Genomic DNA, 15763 nt, shown 5'->3' with positions numbered 1-15763 from the left:
CTATGATCTAATAAGGGGGAAAAGAAAATATTTCCCCCAGTGAGGGCATTCACGCCTGAACGGCTGCCATCATTCGTCGCAGGCAGGCTATTTGCAACACCGCCGGAATAGTCACGCGATACGCGCTGCCGCTCATCGCTTTGACGCCGTTTAACGCCGCGCCGACCGGGCCGCCAAGACCTGCGCCGCGCAGCAATCCGTGGCCCAGGATGCTCATTGCGGCATGGGTACGCAAAATGCGGGTAAGCTGGGTGGAAAGCAGGTGGGAGACCCCTTTTGCCAGACTGCGATCTTTCATGAGCAGCGGCAGCAGTTCTTCCAGTTCAGAAACTTTGGCGTCTACGGCTTGCAGAAATTCCTGCTTATGCGCTGCGTCCATCTTCTGCCAGGTATGACGTAAAAAATGCTCCAGCAGTTGCTGTTCTATTTCAAACGTCGACATGCTTTTATCTGCTTTGAGTTTTAGCCGTTTTGCGACATCCAGCAGAATCGCGCGGTACTGTTTTCCGTGCCCGCGCAATTTGTTGGCGATACTGTCGCCGCCGTAATGCTGAAACTCGCCGGCAATGAGCTGCCAGTTACGGCGGTGTTGCTCCGGGTGACCTTCCATCGCTTTGAACAGCTCGTTATGACTAAGGACGCTTGACAAGCGAGCCTTGCCCTTTTCGTTATGCGTCAGCAAACGGGCGAAATCGGCGAGTTGTTCTTCGCTACAATGCTGAAGAAAGTCTAAATCCTCGTCGTGTAAATAGGTGACGTTCATTTTCAGTCTGGCTTTTGGAATAGAAATAACAGCGATTAATCGTCGCCAATGACTTTAAGTCTCGCCATATCGGAAGAATTTACCGTATGGCCTGAGAAGGTAATCTTTGATACGCAGCGTTTGTTGTCGTTATCGCTATTAATATTGATCCAGCCTGTTGTCTGGCCCTCTTTGATTGAGGAAGGGACGTTCAGGCTTTGGCTGGCGCTACGCGCAGTTTTAAAATAGACGGATGCGCCGCTAAGTTCGATGTCGCCGTGATCCGCCGTGAGTTGAATGCGCTTCACGATGCGGCAGACGGGAATTTTCAGCGTGAGATCGTTCGTTTCATTTCTGGGCATGGCAATAACACCCAGTATTTTATGGTCGTTCGCGTGCGCGACGCTACTTAACGCCAGGCCGAAAAGCAGGCTGGCGGAAATCGTTAACACAGATCGCATGAAATTTCTCTTTGACGGGTTCAATAAGCAATTACCGTCTATCATACTCTGCTCATGGCAACGATTCAGTTTTGTAATCTTTTCTTTTTATTACAATTTTTCTGTGAATGGTATTCGTTTTTTAATTTATTTCATGAATATTTATCTGTCTGGTTTTCCATCGCGCCCTCTCGTCACTAAAAAATTTTTTCATCTCCCCCTTGATGACGTGGGTTACGACCCCATCTTGTAGTCAACCGCAGTGGTGAGTCTGAAAAAAAACGATTCAGGGTAGTTGAAACCGCACGTTTCGCCCTTATTACAGATTCACAACCACATGATGACCGAATTTTTAGTGGAGACGTTTAGATGGGTAAAATTATTGGTATCGACCTGGGTACTACCAACTCTTGTGTAGCGATTATGGATGGAACGCAGGCACGCGTGCTGGAGAACGCCGAGGGCGATCGCACTACGCCTTCTATCATTGCTTATACCCAGGATGGTGAAACTCTGGTTGGTCAGCCGGCTAAACGTCAGGCAGTGACAAACCCGCAAAACACCCTGTTTGCGATTAAACGCCTGATTGGCCGCCGCTTCCAGGACGAAGAAGTTCAACGTGACGTTTCTATCATGCCGTACAAAATCATCGGCGCCGACAACGGCGACGCATGGCTTGATGTGAAAGGTCAGAAAATGGCGCCGCCGCAGATTTCTGCCGAAGTGCTGAAGAAAATGAAGAAAACGGCTGAAGATTATCTGGGCGAACCGGTAACTGAAGCGGTTATCACCGTACCGGCTTACTTTAACGATGCGCAGCGTCAGGCAACCAAAGATGCTGGTCGTATCGCGGGGCTGGAAGTTAAACGTATCATCAACGAACCGACTGCCGCAGCGCTGGCTTACGGTCTGGATAAAGAAGTCGGCAACCGTACTATCGCGGTTTACGACCTCGGTGGTGGTACTTTCGATATCTCTATTATCGAAATCGACGAAGTTGATGGCGAAAAAACCTTTGAAGTTCTGGCAACCAACGGTGATACCCACCTGGGTGGTGAAGACTTCGATACCCGCCTGATCAACTACCTCGTTGACGAGTTTAAGAAAGATCAGGGCATTGACCTGCGTAACGATCCGCTGGCCATGCAGCGCCTGAAAGAAGCCGCAGAAAAAGCCAAAATCGAGCTGTCTTCTGCGCAGCAGACCGACGTGAACCTGCCGTACATTACCGCAGATGCCACCGGTCCGAAACACATGAACATCAAAGTGACTCGTGCGAAACTGGAAAGCCTGGTTGAAGATCTGGTGAACCGTTCTATCGAGCCGCTGAAAGTCGCACTGCAGGACGCTGGCCTGTCCGTGTCTGATATCAACGACGTGATCCTCGTCGGCGGTCAGACCCGTATGCCAATGGTGCAGAAAAAAGTGGCTGAATTCTTTGGTAAAGAGCCGCGTAAAGACGTTAACCCGGACGAAGCTGTGGCTATCGGCGCAGCGGTACAGGGCGGCGTGTTGACCGGTGATGTGAAAGACGTACTGCTGCTGGACGTTACCCCGCTGTCTCTGGGTATCGAAACGATGGGTGGCGTGATGACTCCGCTTATCACCAAAAACACCACCATCCCGACCAAGCACAGCCAGGTGTTCTCTACTGCGGAAGACAACCAGTCTGCGGTAACCATCCATGTGCTGCAGGGTGAGCGTAAACGTGCGTCTGATAACAAATCTCTGGGTCAGTTCAACCTGGATGGCATCAACCCGGCGCCGCGCGGTATGCCGCAGATCGAAGTCACCTTCGATATCGATGCTGACGGTATCCTGCACGTCTCCGCGAAAGATAAAAATAGCGGTAAAGAGCAGAAGATCACTATCAAGGCGTCTTCTGGTCTGAACGAGGAAGAAATTCAGAAAATGGTTCGCGATGCAGAAGCGAACGCTGAATCCGACCGTAAGTTCGAAGAGCTGGTTCAGACCCGTAACCAGGGCGACCATCTGCTGCACAGCACCCGTAAGCAGGTTGAAGAAGCAGGCGATAAACTGCCGGCTGATGACAAAACCGCTATCGAGTCTGCCCTGAACGCGCTGGAAACTGCCCTGAAAGGCGAAGATAAAGCCGCTATCGAAGCGAAAATGCAGGAACTGGCGCAGGTTTCCCAGAAACTGATGGAAATCGCTCAGCAGCAACATGCGCAGCAGCAGGCTGGCTCCGCTGACGCTTCTGCAAACAACGCGAAAGATGACGACGTTGTCGACGCTGAGTTTGAAGAAGTAAAAGATAAAAAATAATCGCCCTTTGAACGGGTAATTACTGGCACGGGCGAAGAGGTTTCCTCTCCGCCCGTGTATGCATGTTAAGGGCAGATAAAAAGAGATGGCGAAAAGAGATTACTACGAGATTTTAGGCGTTTCCAAAACAGCGGAAGAGCGTGAAATCAAAAAGGCGTATAAGCGCCTGGCCATGAAATATCATCCGGACCGCAATCAGGGTGATAAAGAGGCCGAAGCTAAGTTTAAAGAGATTAAAGAAGCCTACGAAGTGCTGACCGATGCGCAAAAACGCGCAGCCTACGATCAGTATGGTCACGCCGCGTTTGAACAAGGCGGGATGGGCGGCGGATTTGGCGGCGGCTTTAATGGCGGCGCTGATTTCAGTGATATCTTTGGTGACGTTTTTGGCGATATCTTTGGCGGCGGGCGTGGTCGCCAACGTGCGGCGCGTGGGGCTGATTTGCGTTATAACATGGATCTCACCCTGGAAGAAGCGGTGCGTGGCGTGACCAAAGAGATCCGTATTCCGACGCTGGAGGAGTGCGACGTTTGCCACGGCAGCGGCGCGAAAGCTGGTACGCAACCGCAAACCTGTCCGACCTGTCATGGTTCTGGTCAGGTACAGATGCGCCAGGGATTCTTTGCTGTACAGCAGACCTGCCCACACTGTCAGGGACGCGGTACGCTGATCAAAGATCCGTGCCATAAATGTCACGGTCATGGGCGTGTTGAAAAGAGTAAAACTCTGTCCGTTAAAATCCCGGCGGGCGTGGATACCGGCGATCGTATTCGTCTGGCAGGCGAGGGCGAAGCGGGCGAGCATGGCGCACCGGCAGGCGACTTGTACGTTCAGGTCCAGGTGAAACAACACCCTATTTTCGAGCGTGAAGGCAATAATCTTTATTGCGAAGTGCCGATCAACTTTGCGATGGCGGCGCTCGGCGGTGAAATTGAAGTGCCGACGTTAGATGGTCGCGTGATGCTGAAAGTACCGAGCGAAACACAAACGGGCAAGCTGTTCCGTATGCGCGGCAAAGGCGTGAAGTCCGTACGGGGTGGCGCGCAGGGTGATTTGCTGTGCCGTGTGGTGGTTGAAACGCCGGTCGGTCTGAGCGAAAAACAGAAGCAATTGCTAAAAGATCTTCAGGAAAGTTTTGGCGGCCCGACGGGAGAGAAAAACAGCCCGCGTTCAAAAAGCTTCTTTGACGGCGTGAAAAAATTCTTTGACGATTTGACTCGCTAACCTTTTTCCCGTTGTATTTTTCTTCAGCCCGGGTGTATGTATATCCGGGCTTTTTTCTGCCTGTACGCGCCCAGGCTTCTGCTAAACGCATCGTATCCTCTCATTTGTTGATATTTTGTTTTTACTGATAAACAAATTGATGTTAATCAGCAGTTTTGTATACGCTTATTCTTTAAAAAAACGTGATGCGATGACATTAACGATTGCTTTTTTAGATGCTGTGAATTGATTTATCTTGAGTATTATCTATATTGCTTTTTTTAGTTTCCGGAGGCAGACAGCGAATGGGATCGAAAGGTGCCAACAAGAGCTTTGATTATAATTTAATCAAAATTCTTGACGCTGTTATTTTGTCAGGAAATGCGGCTATGGCGGCAAAAAAGTTAGGCATTACACCGGCTGCCGTTTCTCTGGCGTTAAAGCGCCTGCAGAGTTATTACCCGGAGGAACTGTTTAGCAGAGGGAAAGGCGGGCTCATCCCCACAGCTAAGGCTGTCGACATTCACCAAAATTTCAGTCAGGTGATGAAACTGGTGGATGATACATTTCTCTGTAATAGCAAAAAAGACGAAGCGTTCCAGATAACGTTATTAGGCAGTGATATTGTTGAAAGCTATTATCTTTCTCAGCTCTATAACAGCGATATATTTGACCGTATTTTGATAAATCATTTCTCCGTCAGAAATATGAGTCGGGAGCATATCAGCGAACTTCTGTTTACTGCGCAAGGCGATCTGTTGATTAGTGCCGAACCTTTGCTGGAGTCCGGCATAGAGAATCAAATCATTGATAGTTTTAAATCATTTGTTTGTATCTGCAGCAGTAAACACATGCTGAGTACCCTCTCACAACTGTCGCTACATCATTTTTATTCTTCGCGTCATGCGTTATATCAGCCGGGGATGGGGGCTTCAGTGATATATCATGATAGCGAGTTATTTAAGGATGAGCTTTACTATACTGGCAGGCGTATTGTCGGCTATCGCAGTGATTCGCTTAACGGTTTGATGAGCATGATCGAACGAACCTCATTGATTGCATTGATGCCTTTGAAATTAGCGCTTTTTTATAAAAATCATCGTAAATATGACATTAAGTTTATTCAGCCTCCGCCCGAACTGGCTTTGAAGTCAGTTCAGGTCTATGCATCCTGGAATAAAAATAGTAGAAATATATCGACGATTAATGAGATGGTAAGTATGTTACAAACACTCTCCTCCTTCCGTCGCTAATACACCTCATTTTTACGCTTTGATTTAATATGGTTTTAAATGATGTGCTTTGATTTTTACCCTTCTGACAGGGCGCTTACACTCCTTGTGTTAATTATTCATTTATAATGATTTCGGAGTGTTAAAATGTCTATTCCCAACCATGTGTCGACAACGGAAGTTGTGCTATTGGAGCTAGAGATCTTACTCACTATTATTTCGATTGGCGCGTGGGGAGGCTTTGTCAGCTATCTTTTACGCAAAGATAAGACAGAATATAATAGTTCTCATGAAAGTATTAAATATTGCTTAACGCAGATCGTGATTTCCTGCTTCACCAGTTTCTTGTTAAGCGCGATTGCAATCGAAAAAGAGTGCAGTTTCAACATTGTTCTGTTGGCGGCAGGCTTAGGCGGTGTTTTCGCGAGTCCGATCTTAAAGATTCTTGGGCGGCGGATTAAAAAAATTATCGAAGGTAATAATTCAGATTAATTATCATTTGCAGTATCAGGCTCATCCGTGAGCCTTTTACGCGTCTTTTTTCAGCCTGGTCTAGGTCACTCTATTCTTGATCCAGCCATAAATAAATTGTTCGTTATTGTGGTTTTTCTCAGCAACGTTTAAGTAGTACGTGCCCTGACTGCAATTGAGGGCTTTCACCAAAACGGCTTCCCCTTCCTGGCCTCGCCAGGCCAAATAATGTTCGAGAGCGGCAAGCGTCCGCGGGCCAATATTGCCATCCACATGAATATCCGGGTAGCGTTTACCTTCGTGATTAAAGACGTTCAACCAGCGTTGCAGCCACGCGCTGGGGTGGTAAGCGCCTATGTTGACTGCCGCATCGCACAGCTCGAAGGAGACTGGCCACGATAGCGTCGAGATGACGTCAAAACCTGGTTTTATCCAGTAATCCTCTTCGAGAATCGCGTAGGCTTCAGCGTGGGTCAGATCCCGCATATCGCCAGCATAGCCATGCGCTCGCGCCGTGGCTTCGGTAATGCCCCAATGGGTGGCGCCGCCTTTATCTTTAGGGTTAAATACGTAACCGCCTTCAAGCGCAATAATTCCATCTATAATTGGATTCATCTTCCTTTTCCTTCGCTTAGTGAATATGCAGATACATGAGAGAACCTAACGTTACTGAAAATACGGTCGTCAGGGCGGCGATGGTTTGCCGTACAATCTGTTTTTTTCTTCCCTTTGTTTCGCTATCCGTCGCGATAATGGTGATATCACTATTCACTTTGAGACCTTGTCTTGGAATGGTAATAAAAAGATCGTTAATACCCAGCGCTTTAAGGTCACGTCTGATTAAATAGAGAATCTGCGTTAGATTTGCATCATTAACATAATGGCTTCGACTTCCCCATAACGCAGTGGTTATTTTTTGTCGCTCGATAATCTCCAGATGAGCATTCTCGATGATGAAACTGAGACATTTGGCTCTCATCGCAGTCATTTTAATAACCTGTGAATTTGAGACCGTCCTCAGTTCATATTTACCTTCATTGTAAATGCAATTGCTATTAATGATATAAGTTTTCATAACGTCTTCCTTTAGAAATGTACATCCTGGTTGTCTGTGGTGACTATATTGTATGAGAAATGTCTTAATCCAATAAATGTCACTGGTTTTATTGTATTGTCATTGTCTATAGCGAGTGTAATCACATTATTTCATTGTAATTAAATGATATTTAATTACATGATAAATGATATTTACTATGTTCTCACCAGAACGGAGTAAGCGGGCGCTGAGAGGTGTTGTTTTCTCTTCGTTAGACGGTGTTGTTAACCTCATTTTTATGATTTTTATATCATCTAAAAAGATGATGTTTTGTGATTAGCTATTTTTTATGCCTGTAACGATTATGGACCCCGCAGAACGAGCTGCGACAATTTTGAAACGTAAAAGGAAATTTGAAAATGGCTACAAGCAAACTGATTCAAGGCGATACAATTACTGAAACTACTCATGCAGCGAATGGTTTTGACCCTGCAACAAGCGATGATAAAATAAGCTATACTTCCGCTCGTGTTGCGAAACCGGTATACAATAAATATAAAAATTCCACGACTAAACCGAAGGTATTCGGTTATTACACCGACTGGTCACAGTATGACAGCCGTCTGCAAGGCAATATGTCCCAACCGGGCCGTGGTTATGATTTAACCAACGTTTCACCGACGGCTTATGACAAACTGATTTTTGGCTTTGTTGGCATCACCGGTTTCAGAAAAATTGATACAGAAGACCGCGATGTCGTAGCAGAAGCGGCAGCGCTGTGCGGCAAAGTGAAATATGAGCCGACCTTCCTCGACCCATGGGGCGACTTCCAGTCTTATATCAACCTCGGCTTTGATGTCAGCGGCTGGGATGTGGATCCGAAGACTGTAACTCAGTCTAACGCCAAGGGTCTGCTGGGCGCGCTGCGTGATATGCAGGCAAAAGCGAAAGCCGCAGGTCACACGCTGGCGCTCTCCATGAGTATCGGCGGCTGGAGCATGAGTAACGGGTTCCACGAAACCGCCGCTTCTGACTCTTCTCGTAAAATCTTCGCCAAAGGCGTGGTGAAACTGTTCAAACAGTTCCCGATGTTCAGCGAAGTGGATATTGACTGGGAATACCCGAACAATGAAGGGGCGGGCAACCCGTTTGGTCCGGAAGATGGCGCTAACTACGCGCTGCTGATTGCCGAACTGCGTAAACAGCTGGATTCCGCGGGTCTGAGCAATGTGAAGATCTCTATTGCCGCTTCTGCTGTCACTACTATTTTTGACTATGCGAAAGTAAAAGATCTGATGGCTGCTGGCCTGTATGGCATCAACCTGATGACCTATGACTTCTTCGGTACGCCGTGGGCGGAAACGCTGGGCCACCACACCAACCGCAAAGCGCTGGAAGAGGGCGGCTGGGCTGTCGAAACTATCGTTGATCACCTGCTGGCGGAAGGTTTCTCCGCTGACCGTATCAACATCGGTTATGCCGGCTATACCCGTAACGCTCGTCAGGTAGAAATTGAATCCCTGTCGCCGCTGAAAGGTTCTTACAACCCAGGTTCAGGCCCTACTACCGGTTCCTTCGAATCCGGCACCAGCGAATGGTATGACGTCATTTATAGCTACCTGGATCTGGAAAACCAGAAAGGCCGTAACGGTTTCAACGTTTACACCGACCAGGTCGCTGATGCTGACTACCTGTATAGCCCGGAATCCAAACTGTTTTTATCCCTGGATACGCCGCGTACTGTCAAAGCAAAAGGCGAATATGCAGCGAAACTGGGCCTGGGCGGCGTGTTTACCTGGACTATCGATCAGGACAACGGCGTGCTGGTTAACGCCGTGCGTGAAGGTCTGGGTTATGAAATCGAATCTGAAGTTATCGATATGGAACCGTTCTACTTTGAAGGTATCAATGTAGAAAAAGATGAAGAGCAGAGCGACAGCGACGACGCGCAGAAGGTCAACCACGCGCCGAAAGCGGCGATTGAACTGATGGTTGTAGGCGGATCTACGGTACAGCTGTCTGGCGCAGGTTCTTCTGATGAAGATAACGATGAGTTGTCCTTTAGCTGGGGCGTGCCTTCTCAAATCGATGTGGCAGACAAAACGGCAGAAATCATTGAGGTTGTGGTACCGGAAGTTAGCGAAAAAACAGCCTTTCAGTTCACCCTGTTTGTACGCGACTGCTACAACGAACCGTCCTCTCAACAGCGCTTTGTTCTGACGGCTGTGCCTGCGCTATCTCAGGTTCAACCGGAACCGGAAGAGGAAGAAGAGATTATCGTTCCTGTACCGGACGAGGAAGAAGATACCACGCCGGCTGAGGATGATACGCCAGCAGATGACAAAACGTCACCTTACGCGCAGTGGGATGCTTCTACCGTTTATGGCGCAAACTGGGGTTCTTTCGAAATCGTTAGCTGGAAAGGCCATAACTATCAGGTGAAATGGTGGTCTATGGGCAACCAGCCTGATCTGAACTGCGGTGTCGGCGGTGCATGGACCGATCTTGGCGCTTACTAATACACGGTATTAAGCCGATGTATTGGGCTTCATGATTCAAGCCCCGGTTTACCGGGGCTTTTCTCCACCAGGGACAGAGGAAGAGTAGACCATGACCATTTCCATTTACGCCAGCGCATTTGACGTCAACAGCTGGTATCAAAAAATCACCTTAACTTTCATCAATGAGAGCGGTAATGCGGTCGATATGAACCATGCCGCAATATCATTCACGGCTTCCGGGCACATCGATCCATGGGGAAATAGCGGCGGTACGCTCAAAGGGAACCTGCCGCTTACGCTGAATGAGAGTTCGTATGGCACGCTGGAAACTAACAACATCATCATTAATAACAGCGATGCATTACTTCTTCAGCCGGGCGAACGCGGGACGCTCTCTTTCAGCCTCGCGGCGACGCAGGTGCCGGTAAAAATGTCCGCCATCACCTTGACGCTGGCGTCATCGTCATCCGAAGACGCAGAGTCTGAAACCCCATCCGATCAGGAGACGCCAGCGATACCCGCCGCAGACGAACAACCCGCCGAACCCGATGTGCCGGAAAAGGACAATGACCTTCAGGAACGCGGCCTTACGCTTAACGTTAGCGAGTTGAATACCGCGAGTTGGTATCAACGCGTCACCTTTACGCTGACCAACCTCTACGCCCAGGCGGTAGATCTCAATCAGCTTCAACTGAATTTTACGGCCAGCGCGCACCCCGATCCCTACAGTCCGTTTCAGGGAACAATGCTGGGGAATCAGGCCGTGACGCTGGCCAGCGATGGGGGATGGCCCATCGAGAAGAATACCATCACCATTAATCATGACGGCGCGCTGATGCTGGCGGCAGGGGATATCGCCGAATTACAGTGCTATCTGGCCGCCACGCAGACGCCAGTTGCCATCAGCGATTTGAACGCGACGTTGGCCCATGACCCTGCCCGCCAGGGAAAAATTTGCGTTCATTTTCCTGCCATGACGCAGACCGTGGCGCTCAAACCGGTGATTGAGCTGCTGTTTCCTGCCGGCGAAACCCGGCGCTTTGTCGGTGAGTGGGGCGAGGTTCTGACAATAGGCGATCTTAGCGCAGGAACGTATCGGCTTACCGTACCGGTACTGGCGAATGATGAGATGCAAATCGCGCCAGTCGAGTCCTCTTTTACCGTTACGCTGCAATCCGGCGATGCCGCCGCGCAGGTCCAGGTATCCTGTCTGCCGATTGTCCGTTATGCCAGCGCGCGTCTGATGATTGACGCCCCTGCGCTTGGTAATGCGAAATTGACCGTTGAGATCGCCGATGTTACGCAAGCGGATGAGCGTACCGTCACGCTGATCGCCAACCAACCGCAGTTAATCACCCGGCTACTGGCGGGGCATCATTATACGGTCAATCTGCAGCCTGCGATGATTAATAACCGCTTTATAGCGGCACCCATACAGCTTACGGGTTTTATCCCTGCTGCGGCGCAGGTTGCCGAGGTTGCTGTCGCTTACCAACAGTCAGCGCTCGACACGGCGAGTTTCGTGACGGTGGATGCCACTATACTGGGTCTGCCCGATGGCGTCGTGCCGCAGCGTTATCTGTTCAGCAGCGGTAAATATCAATACTCATTAATGCTGGAGAGCGGCAGCGATCGGCAGACGTTGGCATTACGCTTTGCGCCCGGGCTGTATGATGTTCAGACGGACGATATTTTCATCGACAGCGTGCCGTGGCGTTGTGAACAGGCCGGGCCGCTACGGTTGTTGCAAAAGGTCAACCATGTGGCGCTGGAGTTTCTGCCCGGCGTGACGCTACAGGTAAAAGGTTGGCCTGATTACCTTGCTCATGGCGGCGTGACGGTTAACGCGCCAGAGACGGTTTCTCTTTATCGCGATATACCGTTTAGCGCGTTGTTTAAATACGATGGTTTTGACGGCGGCGGCGATCCGGTTCCGGCCGCGGAGGTTGACGTGAACGGGGATGGTTTTCTGGATTACGCGACGTTACCGATCCATAAAACCGTTGCGCTGGTGCGCCAGATAGAAAAAGAAGCCGGGCGTAGCGTCATGCCGGTAATGGTCATTTATACCGCGAATGCCAGCGGCGGTAGCGCGCTGGCGGATTTACAGGATGCGCAAAAGCTACGTAACCATTTTGGTAACTTTATTACCCAGTGTCTGGCGGCGTAGTCATACAAAGATGAGACGCATCCTGTCCCGGCCACCTTTGTGCTTAACCCGGATTTTCTCGGGGCGCTACAGCAAGGACCGTATGGCTATACCGTAGTACGGCAAAAAAACAGTGTGCCGGTGAATGCCCAACTGGCGGCGGCGATACAAGCATTACCGGCGATGGCTGGCTTTATCGTGCCTTCGTTGCCGACGTTTAGCGACGATCTCTACGGCTATATTCAGGCGGTGAACTATCTTGTTCGTCAGTTTGCCCCGGATGTGGCTTTTGGCTGGCAGACGAATGTCTGGGCGACAGGAACGGCGGACTGGGTGCTGCGCGATACCGCTGATCCGGTAGCTGAAGGGCAGGCGATCGCCGGATTTATTCATGAACTGGGCGTTTATAGTGGAGAATATGCGCCGGACTTTATTGCGTTTGATAAATTTGAGCGAGACTGTTTCAGTCCTGATGCGCTTGCCCACTATGGCTGGAATGCGACATGCTGGCTTAATTACCTGGCGATGGTCAAACAGGTGACGAAAGCGCTGCTGACGCCCGCCATGCTGTGGCAAATCCCAGGCGGCCATATGCCTACAGTAGAAGAGGGCGTCAGTAAAATCAGCGCTGCGCACTTTGCATCCGGCGGAACCTTTTTTATGGGTGACGCCCGTATTGGCAGCGATCCTGACACGCTCTCTTTGCAGCTACTCAATACGGCCTTAAATAGCGCGACTTACGGCGTCCCAACCGTCGGCGACTTTTTACGTAAAGATAAAGGGTATGACTGGGGCCAGATGCAGGCGCTGAACCTACCGGACTTTAACGTCTTTTCGATCTTATGGGGCGGTGGTTCTACTATCAGTATTACGACAATCCATTCTAACGGTGAAGACGGCGGCTGGCTGGCGGATAAAATGGTAGAGTATTATGCTGCCCCTCGCTATTTCAGATAATATCACTGCTTATTTGCATTAATCTGGACTATTAGTTTGAGATTCGAAGGCGCGTTCTTTCGAATCTCTTTTCCTGCGCCCCCTGACCTCTCATTCTTTATGCGTAATTTGTTATTAATTTTCTGTAATCATTTTGTATTAAGAATTGTCTTAATCTTAAAAATATTGCGTATTAGTGCGTTGTGAATACAGAAATACTGCATAGCGATGTTATTTATTATTAATTTAAGTACTTTTTGAGAGGTTATACTGTGACGCTACATTGAGTAGACAACCGTTAATGAAAAAAATGATGAACGACGCTTTTGCTAAAGATAATAATGAGAATTCATTACACTCTTTTCTTTTTTCTCAGCAGGCTAAACCTCACGCGGCAATTGATGCCTTATTTTCGGCCTTGTTGCCATTTGGTCAACCGTTTACGCTGGGTATCGGCGATGAGTTTTATTTACAGGCAAATGATGAACACTACATTGTATTACTGGAGTCAGGCGTTGTTTCTTTCTGTCATGATGACAAACGACTCCATATATCTTCATCGTTTGCGCCATCGGTCGTGGGTATGGTTGACAGCTATGGCGCTACCTATAATGTCCCCGCGCGACCGGAACACTTTTTGCTCGCAGAAACGGTTTGTACCGGTAGATTTGTTCGCCTGCCGGATTTTATAAAAATCGCCGATGAATGCGATTTGTGGCACGACGTGGCCCGTTGTCTGGCTTACCGTCTGATGGTGATGAGCGCGCGCGATCGTGAATTAGTCGGCGTCGATTCTTATCTGAAAGTTCGGGCGTTGCTGACTGAAATCTGGGCTTATCCACAGGCCTACCGGGAAAGCATTATCGTGTTGAATTTTATTCAACGGCGTACCGGGATATCGCGCAGTCGGACTATGAAGATTCTGTCTGAACTAAAAAAAGGCGGGTATATCCATATTGATAATGGGCGGCTGACGGCGCTCGGAAAACTGCCAGTGGCGTATTAATGTACTATACGCAACGATATATTTACATATCTCGACTGAATTTGCCTGGTATCGTTAATAGAATGTTTTACTGAAGGTTGTTATGAAAGCTATTTTTAAAAAGTCAATATGGCTAAAGGAGATAGGCTGAACGACTGGTGTAAAGTTAATATAAAACAATAGGTTATGCCTAGTCCTATAAAACCAAATGTCGATGATTGCAACTTGCCGTTGGCTTGCTAATAATTAATAACATCGTTATCTCATTATAACGTAAAGATTAACTCACGACGTTGAGTGGCTGTTTTATTGCCTCTGACATTTATATCAGAACAAGAAGACACTTTTTTTCGCATAAGAAAAAGTCGTGATATTGCTGTGAAGAAATATCAGCAGCCGTTTCGTTAAAAAATCTGATTACCCTCATTTTTATATTTAAAAGGAGCTTGAATGAAAAAGCCTGTACTAGCATTAATGGTCTCTGCCATTGCCTTTGGCGGAATGTTGTCCACCGCGCAAGCGGATACTACAACCGTCACTGGCGGTACGGTAAATTTTGTCGGACAGGTCGTTGACGCCGCCTGTTCTGTTTCCGCTGACTCTGTCGATCAGACCGTGACATTAGGCCAGGTTCGCGCCAGTAAATTAACCGAGGCCGGTATGGTGGCGAATCAAAAAGAAGATTTCACCATCAAACTGGAAGACTGCGATACTCAGACCAGCCAGAATGCGGCGGTGATTTTTAATGGCCAACAGGACGCAAACCAGCCGGGGTCGCTGGCGAATACCGCTGGGGCAGGTTCGGCGACGAATGTGGCATTACAACTTTATGGACCAGATGGCCAGGCGCTGAATATCGGTGAATCGTCCAGTACTGTTACCTTGAACGATGGCGAAAACGTTATTCCGCTTAGCGTGGATTATATCGCTACCGGTACGGCGACTGCCGGTAATGTTACCGCGACGGCGACATTTAGCATGGTTTATTCCTGATTCCTTATCGGGATTTTTTTCTCGTCTGTTGGGAGGCGAGAAAGGGGCGTTACGCGCGTCACTGCGCGTAACAAACCGACGGCATCAGGATATTACGCAGATGAAAAAAAACGTACCGATTTTCCTTCGATTATTGCTACTGCTGTCGGCGGCCGGCCTGTCGTTTGCCGCGCAGGCGGGAGGCATTGCGCTGGGCGCGACCAGGGTGATTTATCCGCAGGGAAGTAAGCAAACCTCCTTGCCGATTATTAATTCTTCTGCCAGCAATGTTTTTTTAATTCAGTCATGGGTCGCCAATGCCGATGGTTCACGCTCGACGGATTTTATCATTACGCCGCCTCTCTTTGTGATCCAGCCTAAAAAAGAAAATATATTACGTATTATGTATGTCGGGCCGTCATTACCGACCGATCGCGAAAGCGTATTTTATTTAAACAGTAAAGCGATACCCTCTGTCGATAAAAATAAATTGACCGGCAACTCCCTGCAAATTGCGACGCAAAGCGTGATTAAGCTATTTATCCGCCCGAAAAATCTGGCGGAGGCGCCAGCTCATGCCCCGTCGACGCTTCGCTGCCGTAACGAGCGCGGCCAGCTAACGATTACTAACCCTTCGCCGTACTACGTTTCGATGGTTGAACTGTATAGCGCGGGGAAAAAACTGCCGAATACTATGGTACCGCCGAAAGGCGCGATCACTCTCCCGGCGACGCCCGGCCAGGTATCTTTGCGCACGGTAAACGATTTTGGCGCAACGACGCCAGCACGCGTTTGTCCAGCTTCATGAT

12 protein-coding genes and 1 pseudogene are annotated in these 15763 nt (G+C 48.9%); 9 read left to right on the top strand and 4 right to left on the bottom strand.

The genetic code is table 11. From position 1 onward, the window contains the following. Window positions 1–49: 49 nt before the first annotated feature. Both msyB and ACH0VJ_RS06255 read right to left on the bottom strand, forming a co-directional pair. Window positions 50–763 (bottom strand): acidic protein MsyB, encoded by a 714-nt coding sequence (gene msyB / locus ACH0VJ_RS06260; RefSeq protein WP_001103477.1) that lies wholly within the window; start codon window positions 761–763, stop codon window positions 50–52. Between the two features lie 35 nt (window positions 764–798). After that, on the bottom strand, window positions 799–1203 hold the full coding sequence (locus tag ACH0VJ_RS06255) for a DUF2541 family protein (protein ID WP_001258090.1): 405 nt from the start codon (window positions 1201–1203) through the stop codon (window positions 799–801). Between the two features lie 348 nt (window positions 1204–1551). Here ACH0VJ_RS06255 and dnaK point away from each other — a divergent pair, with 348 nt between their 5' ends. The 4 genes from dnaK (at window position 1552) to ACH0VJ_RS06235 (ending at window position 6396) form a co-directional block, all read left to right on the top strand. Further along, complete coding sequence (gene dnaK, locus ACH0VJ_RS06250; RefSeq protein WP_000516125.1) at window positions 1552–3468, top strand: molecular chaperone DnaK; 1917 nt, start codon at window positions 1552–1554, stop codon at window positions 3466–3468. Between the two features lie 85 nt (window positions 3469–3553). Then, complete coding sequence (gene dnaJ, locus ACH0VJ_RS06245) at window positions 3554–4693, top strand: molecular chaperone DnaJ (RefSeq protein ID WP_001119009.1); 1140 nt, start codon at window positions 3554–3556, stop codon at window positions 4691–4693. Window positions 4694–4977: 284 nt separating this feature from the next. Beyond that, entirely contained in the window at window positions 4978–5925 is a 948-nt protein-coding gene (locus ACH0VJ_RS06240; protein ID WP_000534905.1) for a LysR family transcriptional regulator, read from the top strand. Between the two features lie 126 nt (window positions 5926–6051). Then, window positions 6052–6396, top strand: coding sequence for a phage holin family protein (locus ACH0VJ_RS06235; protein WP_000026889.1), 345 nt, complete (start codon window positions 6052–6054; stop codon window positions 6394–6396). Window positions 6397–6456: 60 nt separating this feature from the next. Here the strand turns inward: ACH0VJ_RS06235 and ACH0VJ_RS06230 are convergent, their stop codons facing one another. Both ACH0VJ_RS06230 and ACH0VJ_RS06225 read right to left on the bottom strand, forming a co-directional pair. Next, window positions 6457–6990 (bottom strand): glycoside hydrolase family 108 protein, encoded by a 534-nt coding sequence (locus ACH0VJ_RS06230; protein ID WP_001068132.1) that lies wholly within the window; start codon window positions 6988–6990, stop codon window positions 6457–6459. Between the two features lie 16 nt (window positions 6991–7006). Further along, complete coding sequence (locus tag ACH0VJ_RS06225; RefSeq protein ID WP_000860682.1) at window positions 7007–7450, bottom strand: transcriptional regulator; 444 nt, start codon at window positions 7448–7450, stop codon at window positions 7007–7009. A 380-nt stretch (window positions 7451–7830) separates the two neighbouring features. Here ACH0VJ_RS06225 and ACH0VJ_RS06220 point away from each other — a divergent pair, with 380 nt between their 5' ends. The 5 genes and pseudogenes from ACH0VJ_RS06220 (at window position 7831) to bcfB (ending at window position 15762) form a co-directional block, all read left to right on the top strand. Next, window positions 7831–9930, top strand: coding sequence for a glycosyl hydrolase family 18 protein (locus ACH0VJ_RS06220; protein WP_000235812.1), 2100 nt, complete (start codon window positions 7831–7833; stop codon window positions 9928–9930). A 91-nt stretch (window positions 9931–10021) separates the two neighbouring features. After that, window positions 10022–13018: pseudogene (locus ACH0VJ_RS06215) on the top strand (chitinase). Window positions 13019–13298: 280 nt separating this feature from the next. Beyond that, window positions 13299–14003, top strand: a complete 705-nt coding sequence (locus ACH0VJ_RS06210) for a winged helix-turn-helix transcriptional regulator (RefSeq protein WP_000738617.1) — start codon at window positions 13299–13301, stop codon at window positions 14001–14003. A gap of 429 nt (window positions 14004–14432) precedes the next feature. Beyond that, window positions 14433–14975 (top strand): fimbrial protein BcfA, encoded by a 543-nt coding sequence (locus tag ACH0VJ_RS06205; RefSeq protein WP_000743357.1) that lies wholly within the window; start codon window positions 14433–14435, stop codon window positions 14973–14975. Window positions 14976–15075: 100 nt separating this feature from the next. Continuing rightward, the gene (bcfB, locus tag ACH0VJ_RS06200; RefSeq protein WP_000742551.1) at window positions 15076–15762 is read left to right on the top strand and encodes a fimbrial biogenesis chaperone BcfB; all 687 of its coding nucleotides are present in this window, start codon (window positions 15076–15078) and stop codon (window positions 15760–15762) included. Window position 15763 lies beyond the last annotated feature (1 nt).

Source organism: Salmonella sp. 2020_1459 (genome assembly GCF_043847915.1).
Taxonomy (GTDB): Bacteria; Pseudomonadota; Gammaproteobacteria; order Enterobacterales; family Enterobacteriaceae; genus Salmonella; species Salmonella enterica.
Note: the sequence above shows the minus strand (reverse complement) of the source record. Positions and strands in the feature narration are given on the sequence as shown.